The 18,741-nt window shown below is 67.3% G+C and carries 14 protein-coding genes; 11 read left to right on the top strand and 3 right to left on the bottom strand.

The window, feature by feature from the left end; translation table 11 throughout:
- The first annotated feature begins 75 nt into the window (after positions 1–75).
- The 4 genes from Q0654_RS08500 (at position 76) to Q0654_RS08485 (ending at position 5,826) form a co-directional block, all read left to right on the top strand.
- Positions 76–1,740 (top strand): diguanylate cyclase, encoded by a 1,665-nt coding sequence (locus Q0654_RS08500; protein WP_298852713.1) that lies wholly within the window; start codon positions 76–78, stop codon positions 1,738–1,740.
- A 554-nt stretch (positions 1,741–2,294) separates the two neighbouring features.
- Positions 2,295–4,394, top strand: a complete 2,100-nt coding sequence (locus Q0654_RS08495; protein ID WP_298852711.1) for a glycoside hydrolase family 97 protein — start codon at positions 2,295–2,297, stop codon at positions 4,392–4,394.
- A 131-nt stretch (positions 4,395–4,525) separates the two neighbouring features.
- Positions 4,526–5,008 carry an energy transducer TonB gene (locus Q0654_RS08490; RefSeq protein WP_298852709.1) on the top strand — a complete coding sequence of 161 codons (483 nt, stop codon included), beginning with the start codon at positions 4,526–4,528 and terminating at the stop codon, positions 5,006–5,008.
- 494 nt (positions 5,009–5,502) lie between these two features.
- Positions 5,503–5,826, top strand: a complete 324-nt coding sequence (locus tag Q0654_RS08485) for a hypothetical protein (RefSeq protein WP_298852707.1) — start codon at positions 5,503–5,505, stop codon at positions 5,824–5,826.
- Positions 5,827–5,894: 68 nt separating this feature from the next.
- Here the strand turns inward: Q0654_RS08485 and Q0654_RS08480 are convergent, their stop codons facing one another.
- Together Q0654_RS08480 and Q0654_RS08475 are read right to left on the bottom strand one after the other, a co-directional pair.
- Entirely contained in the window at positions 5,895–6,266 is a 372-nt protein-coding gene (locus Q0654_RS08480) for a YciI family protein (protein ID WP_343230132.1), read from the bottom strand.
- A 148-nt stretch (positions 6,267–6,414) separates the two neighbouring features.
- On the bottom strand, positions 6,415–7,947 hold the full coding sequence (locus Q0654_RS08475; protein ID WP_298852704.1) for a serine hydrolase domain-containing protein: 1,533 nt from the start codon (positions 7,945–7,947) through the stop codon (positions 6,415–6,417).
- A 154-nt stretch (positions 7,948–8,101) separates the two neighbouring features.
- Between Q0654_RS08475 and Q0654_RS08470 the strand changes: the two genes are divergently transcribed.
- From Q0654_RS08470 to Q0654_RS08440, 7 genes are all read left to right on the top strand, one after another.
- Positions 8,102–10,597, top strand: coding sequence for a right-handed parallel beta-helix repeat-containing protein (locus Q0654_RS08470; protein WP_298852702.1), 2,496 nt, complete (start codon positions 8,102–8,104; stop codon positions 10,595–10,597).
- Between the two features lie 495 nt (positions 10,598–11,092).
- On the top strand, positions 11,093–11,515 hold the full coding sequence (locus Q0654_RS08465; protein ID WP_298852700.1) for a hypothetical protein: 423 nt from the start codon (positions 11,093–11,095) through the stop codon (positions 11,513–11,515).
- Positions 11,516–11,661: 146 nt separating this feature from the next.
- A complete protein-coding gene (locus tag Q0654_RS08460; RefSeq protein ID WP_298852696.1) occupies positions 11,662–13,194 on the top strand; it encodes a hypothetical protein in 1,533 nt (510 codons plus the stop codon).
- Positions 13,195–13,323: 129 nt separating this feature from the next.
- Positions 13,324–13,599, top strand: coding sequence for a hypothetical protein (locus Q0654_RS08455; RefSeq protein ID WP_298852694.1), 276 nt, complete (start codon positions 13,324–13,326; stop codon positions 13,597–13,599).
- Between the two features lie 95 nt (positions 13,600–13,694).
- Positions 13,695–14,195, top strand: coding sequence for a hypothetical protein (locus Q0654_RS08450; protein ID WP_298852692.1), 501 nt, complete (start codon positions 13,695–13,697; stop codon positions 14,193–14,195).
- Positions 14,196–14,352: 157 nt separating this feature from the next.
- Positions 14,353–14,745 (top strand): MAPEG family protein, encoded by a 393-nt coding sequence (locus tag Q0654_RS08445; protein WP_298852690.1) that lies wholly within the window; start codon positions 14,353–14,355, stop codon positions 14,743–14,745.
- Positions 14,746–14,928: 183 nt separating this feature from the next.
- Positions 14,929–15,216, top strand: coding sequence for a hypothetical protein (locus Q0654_RS08440; protein ID WP_298852688.1), 288 nt, complete (start codon positions 14,929–14,931; stop codon positions 15,214–15,216).
- Between the two features lie 54 nt (positions 15,217–15,270).
- Here Q0654_RS08440 and Q0654_RS08435 read toward each other — a convergent pair whose 3' ends face one another.
- Entirely contained in the window at positions 15,271–18,342 is a 3,072-nt protein-coding gene (locus tag Q0654_RS08435; RefSeq protein ID WP_298852684.1) for a ligand-binding sensor domain-containing diguanylate cyclase, read from the bottom strand.
- Between the last annotated feature and the right edge of the window lie 399 nt (positions 18,343–18,741).

Below are 18,741 nucleotides of genomic sequence, written 5' to 3'. Positions count from 1 at the left end.
TGATGGCGCGCTGCGAAGGGGTGACGCATCGATGTGCACTTGCGGCATTGGCGCGGATCCTGCTTCCTTCCAGCCATGATCCCGCCGCCATCGCGCCTGTCCGCGCTCCTGCTGTTCCTGCTCCTCTGTCTGCTGGCCGGTGTCGTCGGCGCGGCCGAGGTGGAGCTGCGCGTGGAGGTACAGCGTGTGCACGACGACGCCCCTGGAGCCTTCGAGCCCTTGCCGAACCCGGGTTGGCGCAACCGGATCCTGTCTTCCACCCAGCCGCAGGCGCGACTGCGCATCCTGCCGGCCACTGGCAGCTGGCCCGAGGGCGCCTGGGTGCTGCAGCTGCGGGTGTCACCGCTGCATCGGATCAGCCTTGAGGCCGCAGGCGAGCGCTGGCCGGCCACGCGGGCGCTCAATCCGGTGCGCGGGGTGCATGCCGGGCACGGGGATGTCGCCTTTCGTCTGGAGTCGCTGCCTGCGGCGGGTGCGCCGCTGACGGTCGACATCGACGCACGCGGCAGCCTGCCGTCCACGGTGGCGCTGCGCCTGCTGCCTGCGGCCGACTACGCCGCCGCGGATGCGGCCTGGCTGGCCTATGCCGGCGCGTCCCTGGCGGTGATGTTCACCATGGCGGTGATGGCGCTGATGTTCGCCGCCTACCTGCGCGACGCCAGCTTCGTCTGGTACGCCGCCTACCTGCTGGCCTACGTGTGGATTCTCGGCCTGCAGTCGGCCTTCCTGGCTTCACCGCTGGGCCTGCCGTTTCCAGAGGACGGCGCGCCGCTGTCAGGACGCATCGCCACCGCGGCGGCGGTGGCCTGTGCGGCGATGTTCCTCGATCGCTTCGCCAATCTGCGCCATTACGCGCCGCGGCTGCGCTGGGGCCTGCATGCGCTGGCCGCGGCCATCGTCGCCGCCAGCCTGCTGTCGCTGCTGCCGGTGCAGGCGTTGGTGCAGTTTGGCCGCGGCGTGACCAATCCACTGATCATCCTGGGCGGCCCGCTGCTGCTGATCGCCGCTCTTTGGGCGGCGGTACGGGGCTCGCGCTATGCGCTGATCTTCGCGGTCGGCTGGGCGCCGCTGCTGGCGGTGACGGTGATGGGCAGCCTGCAGATGTTCGGCCACTTCAGCCGCTGGCTGTGGCTGGACAACGCCGGCATGGCGGCGGGCGCCTTCGAAGCGCTGGTGCTGTCGGCGGGCCTGGCCTACCGCAGCATGGAGCTGCGCCGCGACCGCGACTCGGCCCGGCAGCTGGCCAGCATCGACCCACTCACCGGCCTGCTGAACCGCCGTGCCTGGAGCGAGCGCGTGCGCCGACTGATGGCGGAAGGATCCGCTCCGCTGAGCGTGCTGTTCATCGATCTCGACCACTTCAAGGCGCTGAACGACCGCCACGGCCATGATCTCGGCGACCGCGCGCTGGCCGCTGTCGCGGACTGCCTGAAGCAGAACCTGCGTGGCCAGGATCTTCTGGCCCGCCACGGCGGTGAGGAGCTGGTCGCAGCGCTGCCGGGCTGCGAGCTCGACGTGGCCGCGCGCCTGGCCGAGCAGCTGCGCCAGCGGGTCGGTCGTCTGCGCATCGAGGGCATCAGCCCGGCAGAAGCGGATTCAGCGACCCTGAGCCTGAGCATCGGCGTCGCCCGCCTGCGACCCGGTGAGACGCTGGAATCGCTGGTGCGGCGCGCGGATGCCGCCATGTACGCCGCCAAGCGCGCGGGTCGTGACCGGGTGGAAGTCGATCGGGCGGAGTAGGGGCGAAGCCTCGCGGTCGATTGGATCCCGTGCCCGGCACCAAGCGCCCCGGGCCTGGCGGCAGTGGCTACGCTGTCGCTAGTCAAAGATGGTAGATCCGCTGCGCTTATCTACCCTACGACTCGAGTGACACCTTGATTCGAACGAAGTCTCACGATGCGGCCGCAGAGGCAAGGCAAGCGCGGCTCCTCCAAAGGTGGCAGAGCGCGTGGCCAACAAGCGCGAACAGAGCGCGCCGGCTTCTCTGCCTGCAAGGCGTCTCTCGAGACGTAGGGCGGATAAGCGCAGCGCATCCGCCAGCAGGTCCAGAAGAGGCCGGGCGCCACGCGAAGCCTCGCCGCTCCAGCACTCAGGCCACGCCGAACTGATGCGGCAGCCTGCCTGCCGGCGACATCCCGCTGCGACCTTGTGGGGGCCCACTCGCAGGCGACACGCGCTGCCGCCGCCAACACGCGCAGCGCCAGCACGCGTCGCCTGAATACGTATGTAGCCCCACCCCCGCCGACACATTTGCGCTTACGTTCGCAGCCACCTCTGCTGCCCGGACCCGGCCCATGCGTGCGTTCGTCCATCCGCTTCGCTCCTGCCTCCGCCCACTGCTGATCGGCGCCTTCGTTTGCACCGGCCTGCCCGCGACTGCCGCCAGCGAGCAGGCCGCCGATGACACCGTCGAAATCCGCTCACCCGACAGCCGCACGCGCTTCGTGCTGGACACCGACGAAGGCACGCTGCGCTACAGCGTGCGTCGGGACGACGCGACGCTGATCGAGCCCTCCGCGCTCGGCTTGGTGTTCCGCGAAGCCGCTGACTTCGGCGCCGGCTTCCGCATCCTCCGCAGTGAGAGCAGCGATCACGACAGCCGCTGGGAGCAGCCCTGGGGCGAGCGCCGCTTCGTGCGCGACCACCACCGCGCGCTGCGCGTCGAACTGGCGCGCATCGCGCCACCGCACCACCGCCTCGACATCGAAGTGCGGGTGTTCAACGACGGGCTCGGCTTCCGCTATCGCGTGCCCGAACAGGACGGCCTGGCCGAGCTGCACCTGCTCGATGAGCTCACCGAATTCCGCCTGCCCCAGCCTGCGACGCTCGACGCCTGGTGGATCCCCGGCCGCGGCTGGAACCGCTACGAGTACCTCTATCGAAGCACCAAGCTGCCGGTGATCGACCGCGCGCACACGCCCGTCACCCTGCGCACGGCCAGCGGCATCCATCTCGCCATCCACGAGGCCGCACTGATCGACTATGCCTCGATGGTGCTCGACCAGCAGCGCGACGGCGTGCTCAAGGCCGACCTCACGCCCTGGCATGACGGCGTGCGCGTCCGGACGCGCGCCGGCTTCGTCACCCCCTGGCGCAGCCTGCACATCGCCGACAGCGCCATCGGGCTCATCAACTCCGACCTGATCCTCAACCTCAATGCGCCGAACGCGCTGGGCGACGTGAGCTGGGTCGAGCCCGGCAAATACGTCGGCATCTGGTGGGGCATGCATCTGGGCATGGAAACCTGGGGCAGCGGCCCGAAACACGGCGCAACCACGGCGAACGCCAGGCGCTACATCGACTTCGCCGCCGACAGCGGCTTCAGCGGCGTGCTGGTGGAAGGCTGGAACCTCGGCTGGGACGGCGACTGGTTCCACAACGGCGAAGTCTTCGACTTCACCACCGCCTACCCGGACTTCGACATCGAAGCGGTAGCCGCCTACGCGCGCGAACGCGGCGTCCGCCTCGTCGGCCACCACGAGACCTCGGGCCACGTCAGCAACTATGCGCGGCAGATGGACGCTGCCTTCGACCTCTACGAGCGCCTAGGCGTGCGCCAGGTCAAGACCGGCTACGTCGCCGACGGCGGCGGCATCAAACGCATCGACGAGCACGGCGTGCTGCGACGCGAGTGGCACGACGGCCAGTTCATGGTCAACGAGTACCTGCGCACCGCGATCGAAGCCAGCAAGCGACGCATCAGCATCAACACCCACGAGCCGATCAAGGACACCGGCCTGCGCCGCACCTACCCGAACTGGATCACCCGCGAAGGCGCACGCGGGCAGGAGTACAACGCCTGGGGCAATCCGCCCAACCCGCCCGAGCACGTCGCCCTGCTGCCATTCACGCGCATGCTCTCCGGCCCCATGGACTACACGCCCGGCATCTTCAACCTGGCCTACGAGGGCCTCGATGCGGTGAATCGCGTGCAGCACACCCTGGCCAAGGAGCTCAGCCTCTACGTGGTGCTGTACAGCCCCATCCAGATGGTGGCCGACCTGCCCGAGCACTACGCCGCCCACCCGCAGGCCTTCCAGTTCATCCGCGACGTGCCCACCGACTGGGAGGACAGCCGCGCCCTGGCCGGCGAAGTCGGCGACTACATCGCCATCGCCCGCCAGCAGCGCGGCAGCCGCGACTGGTACCTGGGCGCGCTCACCGACGAGAATCCGCGCACGCTGAGCCTGCCGCTGGATTTTCTTGAGGCGGGCGAGCGCTACTGCGCCCATCTGTATCTGGACGGCGAGGACGCGAACTGGCGCAGCAATCCGTATGCGATGCGGATCGAGAAGCGCTGGTTGCGGGCGGAGGACAGCCTAGAGCTGGTGATGGGGGCGAGCGGTGGAGCGGCGGTTAAGTTCGAGGCGGCGGTGGAGGGGTGTGAGGACTAGCTGCGACTCGCCCCAGCGAACTCTCAGGGGCTTGGAAGTGCGGGACCTTGCTCTAAACTCCCCAGAGCCGAAATGTTGCGTGGCGTTTGCTGTCAACCCGACTGCCATTGGCCTTTCCAGGAGTTTTCTCGATGCGTTGGATGCCCCTAGTTCTTTTCTTCCTCGTGGGCTGCGCCCCTGTCAGTCAGTTTCAAGGCGACCCTGTGAGGACGATCAATGACGACCTGGATCGTCAGGAAAGCGAGCGCACCACATCGACGACAGCTGCGGATCAAGGAAAGCTGATCCAGCTGTACGCGGATCTTCCTGATGTGGCCGAGGTCATCGATCGAACAGCAGAGGGCAGGGTGCTGCCTCGTCTACGCACTTCGGTCCCTCCGGCCTATCCCCGCGATGCGTTTGCTGCGGGGACAAAAGCGACGGTTCGGCTTGCATTCGTCGTCGACGAAGACGGGCGACCCACCGCCGTGCGCGCCCTGGATGCCACAGACGATCGCTTCGTGGCTCCGGCCATCGAGGCCGTCAACCAGTGGACGTTCTATCCCGGCACCACTGGCGGGCGGGTCGACAGGTTCCTGATGATTCTTCCCCTTGAGTTCGCGCCTGCACCATGAGCGTTGCTCGCGACGACCTGCTGCGCAGATGCGCTTGAAGAGACTTTGATCCGTCATCCCCGCGAAGGCGGGGATCCAGTGGCCTTGCGACTGAGGTGAATGCTCTGGGCCCCGTCCCCGCCTCCGCGAGGACAGTTTGTGGGGGCGACGAGCGCGTGGATCGGTCCACGGGCCGTTTCCTTTCATCGCCCGAAGGCCAAAGTGATGCCGGGGAACTTCCAGCGTCGCCAGCCCACTCAGCCACGCTCGACTAGTCAGCTCAAAGCTGGTAGCTACCTCGCCGGCACACCGCGCTTACGCCGGGTCGAATCGCATGAATCCGATTGTCCTGAGCAGCGCCAGCCATTTCGGACGGATCCGCGATGACAACTGCGTCTCGCAACTGGCGGCGTCGGGGGCTCGGGCTCGTGGTCGCTGCAGCTCCTGTCATACTTGCCGTGCTTTCGCTGATCGCGGCTCTGCGGGCAACTGTGGGTCCGCCAGCAAGCTTGGCGATGGTGATCGCCGTAGGCTTCCTGATCGTCGCGATCTGGATTGCTTTGAGGAACTTCTACACCAGCTTCTTTCGCTACCCGCTGCTGAAGCTGTTGCGGGCTTCAACGATCCCAAACGTCTCGGGCTACCCCGTCGTTGGCACTCTTGCTGCCCTCGCGTCCCTGTTGCTCGGGTTTGGTTCCCTGCCGATCAGCGCGCTTGCGCTTGTCGTGCTGGCCATCGACACCGGTGGTGCACCGTGGTTCGTTGCGTGCACGTGGCGCTCGCGCGAGCTCTGGGATGGAGCAGCCAGGGGCGCTGATCCCCATGAAGAAGCGCCGTAACGCGTTCCGAGCCAGACAGACCTACGGCGCGTAATCCTTGTGTAGGGCGCGATAGCAATGCAGTGCCCTCAACCCGCACTGCCCTGGTCATTGCTCAGGTCCTCCGAGCCATAGAGCGGTCGGAGTTCGATGTCGCTCGGGCCGGGCATGGGATTCGGGCAGCGAAGCGCCCATGCCATCGCTTCGCCCATGTCCTTGACCTCCCACAACCAGTAGCCGGCGACGAGATGGCGGGGTTCCGGAAACGGGCCATGCGAAGCCGTGCGCGCTTCCCCATCGATGTGGATCCGTCGGCCGCGTGATGAGGGTGTCAGGCCCGCTGCCGCGAGGAGAACGCCGGCAGCGCGTAGCTCATCGTTGAAGCGGCCCATCGCCTCGAGCATGGAGGTGCTCCATGGGGATGGGACGAATCCTTTCTCGCTGTCTTCCGTGGCTTTCACCAAGACCAGTACCTGCACGCTCGTCGATCCTCGCTCTGTCCTGATTCCAACCTTGCGCGTGGATGGTCGAACTGCCGGCCTTGTGATCGACATCGCCGGCGCATCAAGCGTTGAAGTGCTGAACAACCCGCTGTCAAGCGGGCGGCACTCAAAGGCTTACGCGCTTGAACTGGTGGTCCCTCCAGCGAAGGGCTTCCGCTTCGTACTCGAATGCCTCAGCCGCCTCGACTTCTGAACCACTTGCCCCAAACAACCCCTCCCGCGCCGGCGTCAGCTGCAGCCGCATCGCACCCAGCCGAGCTTCCAGCCCGTCTGATCCCAGTCGCACTGTCATCCGCCCCAGGCGTTCGCTCTCGAACTCGCCCACATAGGCCTGCAGTTCCTCTCGCGTAGGCCTCCACGCCCAGCCGCCCCAGCTCGGATCGGCGCGGGCGCTCGCCACGGCCTCGCGTCGCGATTCAATGAGACGTGCGAGGCGGCCGGGATAAGCGTCCACCGCCTGCCGCAGTCGCGCGAGTTCAGAGTCATCGCCATGGGCCAGGCCGATGAAGGCCTTCATCAGCTCCAGCGCGAAGCCCTCGATGGCGCTGTCGCTGTTGACGGCGAAGGACAGGCCGGCGCCGAGATCGGGCAGCAGCAGGCTGACGCTGACCGCGCCGCGATAGCTGCCGGGGTGCATCAGCACGCGGTGGCCGCGGTAGCCGCAGGCGTACCAGCCCAGGCTGTAGCCGTCGCAGACGAACTCGCGGTCCGAGAGGTTTGCTTCCACCACCGGCCGCTGCGCGCGCTCGAAGCTCGTGCGCGAGGGACGGCCGCTGGGGGAGCGCAGGCGCAGGTTCGCGCGCAGCCAGCGCGCCATGTCGGCCGAGGAGGCATACAGCCCGCCGGCGGCGTGCATCAGCGCATCGGGCTTGGGCGCTGTGGCCAGCCAGCGCTGGCCGTCCCACTGGTGGTTCCAGGCCAGAGCCTCCTGCGCGACCTCCGAGCTGCGTGCGTGCACGTAGCGCAGCTGCAGCGGCTGCAGCACTTGCTGCTGCAGCTGCGTCTGCCACGCGGCGCCGGTACGCGCTTCCAGCGCGGCGCCGTAGATGAGATAGCCAAGGTTGGCGTAGCGGAAGCCCGGCTCGCGCGCCTGCGTGTGCTCGGCCAGCAGGGCGGGGTAGTCGGCGGCCGGCAACTCGCGCACATAGGCGCTCAAGAGGTTCAGCGTGTCGGTGCGCAGCGGCGCCTGGTGCGTGAGCAGATCAGCCAGCGAGATGTCCGCGGGCTCGGCGGGTGCGGGCAGGCGCAGCTCGGGCCAGACCTCGGCCAGGGTGGTCGACAGCGGCAGCGTGCCCTGGGCATCCAGCTCGACCGCCAGCAGGCCGACAAAGGACTTGGTCTGCGAGGCGATGTAGAAGCGCGAGTTCGCATCAGCCGTGCGGGCGTGGCCCGCATGCAGCTCGCCCCGCGCCAGCAGCAGTGGCGTTTCCTCGCCGTGCACCACGACGGCTGATACGGCCGGGAAGGCGCCGGGCAGGCGCTGCACCTCGCGGACGGCCTGGCCGATGGCTTGGGCGGCGGCCTGGATTTGCGGTCCGCGCTCGCCCGGTGTGGGCACCTGTGCCGAGGCGCCAGCCAGGCCCGGGGCGAGCAGCGCGCACAGCGTGGAAATGAGGTGCCGCCGGGGGTGGATAGACATGCAGGTTCGTCCTTGCGGCGCGTATGCGGTCGGCACGCGCCGGCCACTCTGTCAGCGAAGGAGACGGTCGGTGCGCCTGAGGTTGCAGGGTCCTGCGTTCGCTTTGCCCGCCCGGGTGCATTCGTCCGGTGAGGTGCCCCATCGGAGACACGCCGTGCATCGTCCCCTGCTTGCTGTCCTTCTACTCGGCTTCATGGCGCTGCTCCTGCCCGGCGCCGCGCGCGCCCAGGCCGCGGCCTGCGTGCGTACCGTCGCCGAGTTCGATGCGGCTTACCGGCTCGCCCTGTTGCAGCCAGTCACCATCCGCATGGCCGCCGGTGCGTGGAACATGGCGGGCAGCACGATCGCGCCGCACCAGGCCAACTTCGTCTACCCGGCGCGCTCGGTGCGCATCGAGGGCGGCTACAACAGCAGCTGCACCACGCGCAGCGAGGATCCGGGCGCGACGGTGTTGACCGGCAGCGCGCTGACCCTCTCGGCGCCCCTGGGCGAAGGCCACACCCTGCACATCGAACGGCTGAGCTTCCGCGAGCTGGTCCGCATCGAGATGAGCTTCGCCGAAGGCGAGGTGGTCCTGAATCGGGTCTGGTTCGACACGGTGACCGACACCAGGGTCAATGCCCTGCGTTTGACCTTGCGCAACAGCATCGTCGCCTATGGCGGGGCGGGTGGATCCGACTCGTCGGGGCGCTGCGCCCTCGACTACTTCAACCACAATCCGGAACGCGTGCGGGTGGAGCACTCGAGCTTCGTGCGCAATCTCGGCCCGGCGGCCCTCTGCTTCCGCGACTACGGCGGCGAGCAGGTGACGATCACCAGCAGCGTGTTCTGGCAGAACGGGCTCGACATCCGCGCGCAGAACCGCAGCGAATACGGCGGCAGCACCGCGATGGTGCTGCTCAACAACGTCCTCGGCGCAGGCGTCGAGACCGCGAGCCCGCTGGCGGTACCGCAGATCGCCACGCAGACCGGCAATCCGCTGTTCGTGTCGCCCGACAACTTCCGCCTGTCCAGCGGGTCGCCGGCGCTCAACAGCGGGCGCACCGATTCCAGCCTGCTCTACGACCTCGATTTCGAGGGCAACCCGCGCTGGCAGAGTTCGGCGCCCGACCGCGGCGCCTTCGAGGCCAGCCTGGGCGTGGCCAGCCCGGTGCTGACCGTCACCAATACCAACGATTCTGGCGCGGGCTCGCTGCGCCAAGCGTTGATCGATGCCAATGCCGGACCAAGCCTCAACACCATACGCTTCAACATCCCCGGCGCCTGTCCTCGCACGATCACGCTGGCCAGCCTGCTGCCCACCATCGCGCATCCGCTCGCGATCGAGGGCTATACGCAGCCCGGTGCGAGCCGCAACACGGCCGTGCTGGGCTGGAACGCCAACCTGTGCATCGTGCTGAATGGTGCGAACCAGCTGACCGGTGCCTACGGTTTCAATGTCGACACCGCGGCCTCGCCGGACGCCACGGTCAGCATCGAAGGGATCGCCTTCTCCGGTCACTCCTTCGCCGCCGCCCAGTTCGTTGGCGGTCGCAACCACCGCTTTGTCGGCAACCAGATCGGTGGAGTCGCAGGCTCGACCCTGTTGCCGTCGGGCACCGGCCTACGCGTTGGCGGCACGGTGAGCGGAGTGCGCATCGGCGGGCCGGAGCCCGCCGAGCGCAACGTCATCGCCAGCACGCTGGGAATCGGCATCAACGTCAGCGGCTCGGGCTCGAACCAGCCCGTCGGGGCGCTGGTACAGAACAACTACATCGGCACCCAGACCGGTGGCGACGTGCGCGGCAACGAGCGCGGCGTGTTCGTCGCAGGGCCCGATCACGTCCTCCGCGACAATGTGATCGCGAACGCGAGCAGCCACGGCGTTGAACTGGCCGGTGCCCTCGCCACCGGCAATCGCATCACGGGCAATCGGATCGGCGTGCCGGCCCTGTGCGCGGGCACCTGCGCGAATCGCGGCAACGCTGGCCACGGCGTGTTCCTGCGCAACAGCGCCAACAACAACCTGATCGACGACAACCACATCGCCTACAACGCGCTGGATGGCGTCGCCATCACCGGCGCCCGCGGCAATACCCTGCGCGCCAATGCCAGCTACGCGCACGGCGGAATCGGCATCGACCTCGGTGACGATGGTCGCAACCTGTTCGACGCCAACAACGCCGTAGCCGCCCCCATCGCGGCGGGCAACGACAGCCAGAACGCGCCCGTGCTCAGCAGCGTGGCCGGCACCGCGGCCAGCGCGCTGGTTGCGGGCAGCCTGAACTCGGCCAACGGCTGGTACCGCATCGACTTCTACGGCAGCGCTGCGGCCTGTTCACTGGTCATCAGCGGTGGGCTTCCGGCCGGCTTCCATGGCGAGGGTTTGCACCCGCTGGGTTCGACCTTCGTGCAGATCACCCATGGCAGCCCGTTCGCCAATGGCGTTGGCAGCTTCAGCGGGGTCGAGATCCGGTTGGCGGGCTCGTCGAACTACTTCGTCGCCGGAAGCACCTGGATCCTTGCCACGGCCACGCGCATGAGTGGCCCTCCGCTCGCGCTCAACCAGCGCTATCTCGGCACCTCGGAGTTCGGCCGCTGCCGCCAGTTCGCGGAAGCGGCCTTGTCCGACGAGATCTTCGCCAATGGGTTCGAGGGGGAGCAGTCTTAGCCAAACCCTGATCAACTCCGTCCTCGCCTTGATCCGTGATCGCGAGTCCGGCACGTGTCCGGACTCGTTTGGCCGCTACGCGGCAACGCCTTCGCTTCGTTCGGTTGCGCTCGATCAGCCACTCGCGTGCTCGATCCGGCGGCGCGCCCTCCATGGGACGCGACAACGCTGCTTTGTTCAGCCTTGCCTATTGGCTTGCGCGCTTTGGAGCGTTGAGATGTCGCGTGGTGGATGTCTTGCAGAGCCTGCGGGGCACGGTGTGTGTCAACGCACGACAAGGCACCCCGGGTGCGCGACGCGCGGCAAGCTGCTGCGCTTGCGTGATGTGCGCCCCCAGGAGGCTTCGGCCCACCTCGGTTCTGGTCAAGAAGTGCTTGTCCGGCAAGCGCCTGCCGGGCACGCTTGCGGTAGACGTGTTCAGCCTTTAGCGTCTCTGACGCAGGGCAGGTGTTCTGCGTTTGCCTTCCAGTGGCCTCCCCGATCCGAGTGTCTTCCATGTCGGTCAAGACGTTTCGCGTCCTGCTTGTAGCTCACCTTGTCGCACTGATCGCCAGTGTCGGCGTCGACTTCCTGCCGGGAGCGATCCCCGAGGAGCTGGAGCGGGCCTACCACGATCTGCAGCAAACCGTCTTGGTCGGGCATCTGGTGCTCATGGTACTGGCAGTTCCACTGCTGCTCGCTTGGATTATCGGAGTGATCGGACTGTTCCTGACAAGGTCATGGGCACGCGGTCTATCGTCGTACCTGACCTTGTTGGGTCTTTTCATGTACCCAGTACTCGGGCCCTCGATAGTGTCCGCCTGGGGCAGTGCGTTGTCTGAGCTTGCAGCCCTGCTGTGGGGCGCGGTTCTTGCGTGCTCGTACTTTTCGCCCGTGGCCGTGGCGTTCGATCGCAAGCTGACGTCGTCTGGAACGTGAGCCTCAAAGCGCGCCGCCAGGGTGACGTCAGCGGTAGTTGCAGGTCGCTTGGAGTTGAATCGCGCGTTGGCAACTCCGCAGATTCCCGAGATCGGTCTTCGCCTTCGAAGTTGCCCCTGAAATGAGTTTCTGAACAAGAGGTTTCAATGCGAAGCGCATTCGTCCTTGCGGGTTTGCTCCTGGTCGCTTTCGTGCTTTCCTCGCTGCCTGCATTTGCGGTCGGACGCGCTTCCGGCGAGTTGGAGGGGCAGGCCGCTCCTTCTGCTCCCATAGGGGGAGCTGCAGATGACTATCCACGGCGGGTTGATCAAACCCTTGCATTGATCGAGAGGTCGGCTGGCATTGACGCGGAACCTGCTCTGGCGGTGATCCTTGCGGAACCTGGTTTCAAGCGCCTTCCCAAAGCCAAGCGCTATGACGTTCTGATCGCCGCGGGTCGCAATGCGGTGCGTGCAGGCAAGCTAGAGCTTGGTCGTGATCGACTGGTGGGCGCAGTCGCGCTCGATGCGGACCAGCCTTATGTCTGGTATCTGCTGGCATTCACCGAGGCTGACCTTGGGCGAGGCGTCGAGGCGGCTTCGCGCCTCAGGCATTTCGCGATCTCCTGGCCAGAGCTCGTGAACCACGTGGAAGCGCGCCAGCTTGGATACGTCGCCTACCTGCTCGAACGCGGGTCAGAGGGACATATCCGCCTGCTGCAGGCTTTCTTCGACGCGGGCTGGAATCGCTCCCCCGCAAGCGCCAGCAGCTTCTGGTTCCAGCTTGCTCTGATGCATCTGGAGCAGGGCGCAGTGGATGCCGCGCGTGCGGTCGCGGCGCGTGTCATCCATCCCACGGACATTGTCTCCATGCGGATGGACCGTCGCTTCGCGCCACTGACGGCAGGCAAGGAGGACCATTGGGATCCTGTGGTGAGGGGCAGCCAGCTGCTCGCCATGCTGCGCGATCGTGCCGCGGATGCGCCCACCGACTTGGAAGCGCAAACCGAGCTGTTCGAAGCCATGCTGGTGATGGGGCTGCATGAGGAAATCCTGGAGCGCTCGGAGCCCATCCTGCAGGCCATCGATGCGGGCGATCCTGCTTACCAGGGGCAGCCCATGCAGAATTGGATTCGCAATCATCGCGCCTTGGCCCTGCTGCGCCTGGGCAGGGTCGAGGACGGGCTGGCGCAGATGAGGCTTGCCAGCGAGATCTCCGAGCATGGACAGGTGGGAAACACCAGCCAGGTGCTGAATCTGGCTCAACTCTATGGCCGCTTGGACAGGCCGCAAGACGCGTTGGCGACGCTCGGTCGAGTCGACGGGATGAGTGACTACGGTCGCATGGTTCAAGCCAGCGTTCGCCACACGGCAAGCGTAAGGCGAGGTGACGCGGAAGCTGCAGCCGAGGCGCTAGAGTTCCTGCGCGAGCACCGTGCCAAGGCGCCTGAGCAGTATCTGCACGCGCTGTTGTTCGCCGAAAGGGAGGATGAAGCCGCGCTTGCCGTAGTGGAGCTCTTGCGCTCGGACAGTGAGCGATCGAGCACCTTGCGGTGGCTCCAGGATCTCAAGCAGCCACCCGTTCTCAAGGGCGAAGAGCCGATGCGCGAGCGCTGGCTGCGCTTGCGCGAGCGCCAGGATGTGCGAACCGAGGTGGAGCGCTGGGGAAGCATGGGGGCGTATCCAATCTATGCGAGCTAGGGCCTCATGTCTGCGAGTGCCTTCCATTGCGCGTTGGCGAGTTCAGCGCGGTGCATTCAACTTGGACAAGGGTGGTGGCCTTGGGACGGGCTGCCCCGATGACGCTTCAGACGCCGGGAATGCGTGCCCATGAATGAAAGTCAGCCTGCGATCGGGCTCGATTCTTTCGTCTGCCTCTTCTGCGCTGAGCCGATCGAGTCCGGACCGCAGGATCCCTGTGCGCTGCATCTGACTGCCTGTATCGATCGCGCTGAGCGCCTGTGGAAGGACCAGACGTTCTTCTGTCACCTGCGCTGCCTGCAGTCGCGGGCGATGATTGGCCCTGAAAGCTTCTACATCGCCGAGCCGGATTTCGCGACACGCGGTGAGATCGAGGCCGAACGTCAAGCCTATGGCGACGACTAGAGCCGCCGCATCCCGCTGGCGTGCCCTGTCGATGCCATCGTTCGATGGTTCTTCCCTGAGTGCGCACGAAACTTGAACTCTCGATTGGCACTTCCATGCAGACCGACAGCAACCCCTACGCTGCGCCGCGCACGCCACTGGCCGAGCAGGCGACACGCTTGCGCATCACCGCTGTGTTGGTGGGCGCTGCCATCGCCAACGGCATCTACTTTGGCGTGATGTCGGTGCTTGGCCTCGGCTACTTCTGGCTGCTGGTCCTGCAGGGCGTGCCCACCGATCAGCTTTACGCACATGCGTACGCTTCAACCCCCTACATTGCTTTCGCCCATGTCGTTGGTTTCGCCTGCATGGTGCCGGGCGGTTACTGGAGCGCTCGACTCAGTCCGAACGCAGGCAAGGCGGCCGCCCAGTGGGCAGCGGTTGTCCTATCCGCGCTGGCGGCGCTGGATTACCTCTCGCCCTACGAATTCCCGGTTCCGCTCTGGTCGCGCCTGGCTTCCTTGCTGGGGCCGTTCCCGGCCTTCTGGTTCGGGGCTGTGCTCTGGTCTCGCGATGTCGAGGCGCCTGCGCAGAGCGGAAGCGGCGACGTTTGCTGAGGGGTGCAGGTCACGCGCGTCCTGAAGCAATGGCGGCGAGGGATGCATCATCAGCGGTGTACGTTGACATGGCGGTTTACGCGCGACGGGCTCTTGTACATGAACCCCGGCATGCGCGTCGCGCCTCACAGTCCACCGAGGATGGAGAAGACGTCTCATGTCGAACGCACTGATCCTGCCCATGGCCGCACACGTCGCCCTGGCCGCCCTGCTGTACGCCGCGCTGACCGTGGCGCGCGCGCCCAAGGTCTGGGGCATAGGACGGCGGGCGGATGGTTCCAATCCCTTCGCTGTGATCGAGCCTCGGATCAGCGCCAATCTGTCGAACCAGTTCGAGTGGCCGCTGTTCTTCCATCTCGCCTGCCTGCTGCAGCCCGTGCCCTCGACGGCTGAGATGGTCCTGGCCTGGACGTTTATCGGCGGCCGCCTGCTGCACAGCGTGGTGCAGATCTTCACCGCCAATGTCCGTCTGCGCGGACTGGTGTTCATGCTGAACTTCCTGGCGGTGCTGGGGCTGTGGGGGCTGCTGGTGGCGCCTCGGCTGGGCTGAGGCCGCGCCGCGGGCGTCGTCATGACTGGTCGCGGCGCTTGCGTGGGGCTCTTGGGCTTGCGTCGAATCTGTGGCTTCTGACACGCCGCGGCGCGATGCCACTGCGCACCATTGCAAACGGTCGTGCCGCGGGATAGTCCATCCGACACGACCATTTCCTCACACTGCAATGGAGTCGTTCAAATGAAGAGTCTGATTCTTGCGGTCGTTTGTGCGCTCGGCTTTTCGGCCGGCGCCTTCGCCGCACAGCACGAGGCGGAGTCGGCCTCGACGTTCACCTTCGCCACAGCGGTTGAGCTCAAGGCCAGTAGTCCCCTGGAGGTGGATGCGTACGCAACCGGGTCGGAGATCTGCTGGGCGACGTACACAGCTTGCATGCTTTCGTGCGGCTACTACGATCCAGCTCAGTTCCCGGTGGATGCCTGCTCTGAGTCGTGTTTCAACGAATATCTGGCCTGTGCGGGCTTTTGATGCATCGGGGCCGGCGATCCGCCGGCCCCTCTCAGCAGGTGGCTGTCCGCTGTCCTAGCTGTGCTTTCGGCCTTCATGGGCACTCGAGGCCGTGGGTTCCAGGGCAGCATGCGCGGCTTGCGCCGCACCTCCGCTCAGGAAGCGCAGCTCGGCGCTGTCCTCCAGCGTGCTCTCGCCCTCGCGCAGCAGTGCCAACACGCGCTGCGCGGTGACGTCGGGCCTGGCCTGGTACACGCCCCAGCCGTTGCGGCCCTCGCGCTTGACGCGATACAGGGCGCGATCGGCGAGCTCCAGCAGATGCTCCCAGTGCAGCGCATCGTTGCCGCCGGGCAGCAGCGGGTACTGGCACAGGCCGATCGAGCAGGTCAGGCGCAGCGGCTTGGCGGCGCCGATGTCGAAGGGAAAGGCCGCGATCGCCGAGCGCAGGCGCTCGCCCAGCACCGGCAGGAAAGCCAGGGGCATCGGCCGGAACACGAGAACGAACTCTTCGCCGCCCCAGCGCGCGACGTAGTCGCCGGTGCGCACCTGGCCCAGCAGCACCTCGGCGAACTGCTGCAGGACGCGGTCGCCGATGGCATGGCCATGGGTGTCGTTGATGCTCTTGAAGTGGTCGATGTCGGCCAGCGCGAACACCAGCACCCGCGGCTGCGGCGCCGGGGCGCTGAGCTCGCGCGCGTAGAAGGCGATGTCCTTCGGAATCTGCGCGCTCAGGTAGCGGCGATTGCGCAGGCCGGTCAGGGGATCGGTCTGGGTCGCCTCGTGCAGCCGCTGGTTGGCCTCGGCGAGGTCCAGGGTGCGCTGCTGCACCAGGGCTTCCAGCTGCATCGCGCGCTGGTGGTAGCGGTGCCGCTGCAGCCGGTAGCCGGCGAAGCCGAGCAGGGCGACGGCGGCGATCACCAGGGCGATGAAGCCGCGGGTCTCGCGGAAGCTGGGTTCGATGCGGAAGGCGAGGGTGGCCGCCGGGCTCCACTGCCCGGTGGAGGTCGAGGCCTGGACCTCGAAGCGGTAGCTGCCGCCCGGCAGGTTGGTGTAGCCGGTGACGCGCTGGCCGGCTTCGTCGGTTTCGCGCCAGTCCTCGTGGTAGCCGATCAGGCGATAGCGGAAGCCGATGCTGCGCGGCTCGTAGAAGCTGATCGCGGTGAACTCGAAGGCGAGGTCACGTACCGCCGACGGCAGGTCCAGTGCCTGTGATGTGCTCACCGCGCGCCAGTCGCTGTCGATGCGCACGCGCTCGATCAGGGTGGTGGGTGGGGCATCCGGCAGGCGCGCGTCCTGGGTGTCCAGCGCCACCAGGCCGTCGCGGCTCGGCGCCCACAGCTGGCGTCCACGCTGCAGGCCCTTGCTGTTGCCGGCGCCGTTGCAGCAGAAGCCCTTCTGGCCGCCGCGGCGGTCGCCGCGTTCGTTCAGCAGCATCTCGCCGCGCACGCGGTCGCTGCGGCCGCTGGTCAGGGCCTGCAGGTCGCTGAGCGGCACCCGGCCGATGCCGCGGATGCCGCCGACCCACAGATAGGTTTCGTCATGGGCGAGGAAGAAGGGCGCGTTGCCGGGCATGCCCTGGGCCTTGCCCAGCAGATGCCAGCGGCCGCCGCTGAAGATGTAGATCAACTCGGCCAGCGAGCCCGCCACCAGATCGCCGTTGGCCAGCTCGTGCAGCACGGTGATGTCCAGCCCGGCCGGCATGCCGAGATCGGCCGCAAACGGAAGCGCACGATCCTCGCGGATCTCGAACACGCCCGACTGGGTGCCGACCAGCAGGCGGCCGTCCTGGGTCGGGAGCACGAAGCGCACGCGCGGGTCGACCAGGCCTTCCGCTTCGCCGAGTCGCCTCACGCGTTCGCCGTCGTCCTGGAACAGGCCGCCACTGGTGGCCAGCCACAGGCGGCCGCGGCCGTCGCGGACGATGCCATTGATCTGCAGGGTGGCCAGCGCCTCGAAGCGCGGCGGCGTGCTGAGCGCATCGCCTTCGAGGACCGCTAGCCCGAAGCGCGTGCCGATCCAGACCCGATCGCCCTCGGCGCGCAGCGAATAGGCGCTGGGATGCGGCAGCGCCGCGCCCTCGACCACCTGCTCGAATCGACCGTTCTCGAAGCGCACCAGGCCGGAGTCGCTGCCCACCCACAGCGCACCGTTGGGCGCTTCCGCCACCGACCACAGCAACGGGGTCTGCAGGCCCTGGCGCTGGTTGTAGCGGCGCGTCCAGCCGTTGCGCAGGCGGGTGACGCCGCTCCACTGGCTGCCCAGCCAGAGGTTGGCCTCGCGGTCCTCGAACAGCGAGCGGATCGACAGTCCGGCGCCTTCGCGCACCACGCGCTCGAAGCTGCCGTCGGCGCGCAGCCGGGTGAGATGGGCGAGCTCGGCGATCCAGTGGTTGCCGTCGCGGTCCAGCAGCATGGCTTCGATCGGCGTGTGCGAAAGCCCGGCCTCGCCCAGATGGCGCTGCCAGCGATCGCCCTGCAGCACCATCAGGCCCTCGCTGGTGCCGGCCCAGAGCAGGCCGTTGGCGCGCAGCAGCACGCGTGTCGCGGCGGTGCGGGCATCATCTGGGAAGGGCTGGAACTGTGGGGCCGCATCGGCTTGGCGCAGGTAGATGCCGCCGACGCTGCCAATCCACAGGTCGACGCCTTCGGCCAGCAGCGCACGCGCGGGTTGATCGAGCTGCAGATGGGGGTGCAGCGCGTCGTCGCGCACACTGAAAACGGTGTTGCCGGCCGCCGCCAGCACCTCGCCCTGTGGGCTGCGCGCCAGCGCCTGGATGTTGGGCCCGCTGGCCGCATCGCCGGCGACCGGTACGGCGAAGAACCCGCCCTCGCGCCAGCCCGCCATGCCCTTGTAGGTGCCGACCCAGACCGTGCCCTGGTCATCGGCCAACAGGGCATTGATGTAGGTGCCGGGCAGGGCCGGAGCGGTTTCCGGGGTGAAGGCGGTGAAGCGATGGCCGTCGAAGCGGGCGATGCCGGCCTGGGTGCCGACCCACAGATAGCCCTGTGTGTCCTGCGCCAGCGCCAGCGCGCTGATCTGCGGCAGGCCTTCTTCGATGCTCCAGGTGTTGCTGACGAAGTTGTGGAACTCCTTCGAACTGTCCAGCGCGAGGGCGCAGGGCGCCAGCAGCACGGCGGCCAGCAGCATGAGTCGTGCCAGGCAGCGGGCGCGAGGTCGATCCGACCGGGCCGGCCGGGCGGCATGATGCTCCGGCCCGGGTCCCGCGTGGCGAGCCGCGGTGGGTGCAGCTGGCGTCGTGGGGAGTGCGCTCACGGGCGGGCTTCGGCGGACGATGTGCAGTGGCATGCACAACGCGTGCCCGGTGGCAGCCGGCGCTGGAGCCCTGCGCTCGGCGCGGATCCGTGGCGGGCCCAGCAGGCTGTTGCAGAACAGCCTGCTAGACCGGCCATGGATGGTCGGAGCGACCCATCAAGCGTGTAAGCGCTTGATGGGTCGTGAGGCGGTACGGACCTGCGCCGGACCGTCGACGAAAACAACGCCCGGGGAGGGCGATTCTTCAACAGGCTGCCGAGCCGCTCGCCCGCG

Origin of the sequence: uncultured Aquimonas sp., from assembly GCF_937888285.1 — a bacterium.
Classification (GTDB): Bacteria; Pseudomonadota; Gammaproteobacteria; order Xanthomonadales; family Xanthomonadaceae; genus Aquimonas.
The sequence above is the reverse complement of the archived record's forward strand: the minus strand, read 5'-3'. Positions and strand labels throughout refer to the sequence as shown.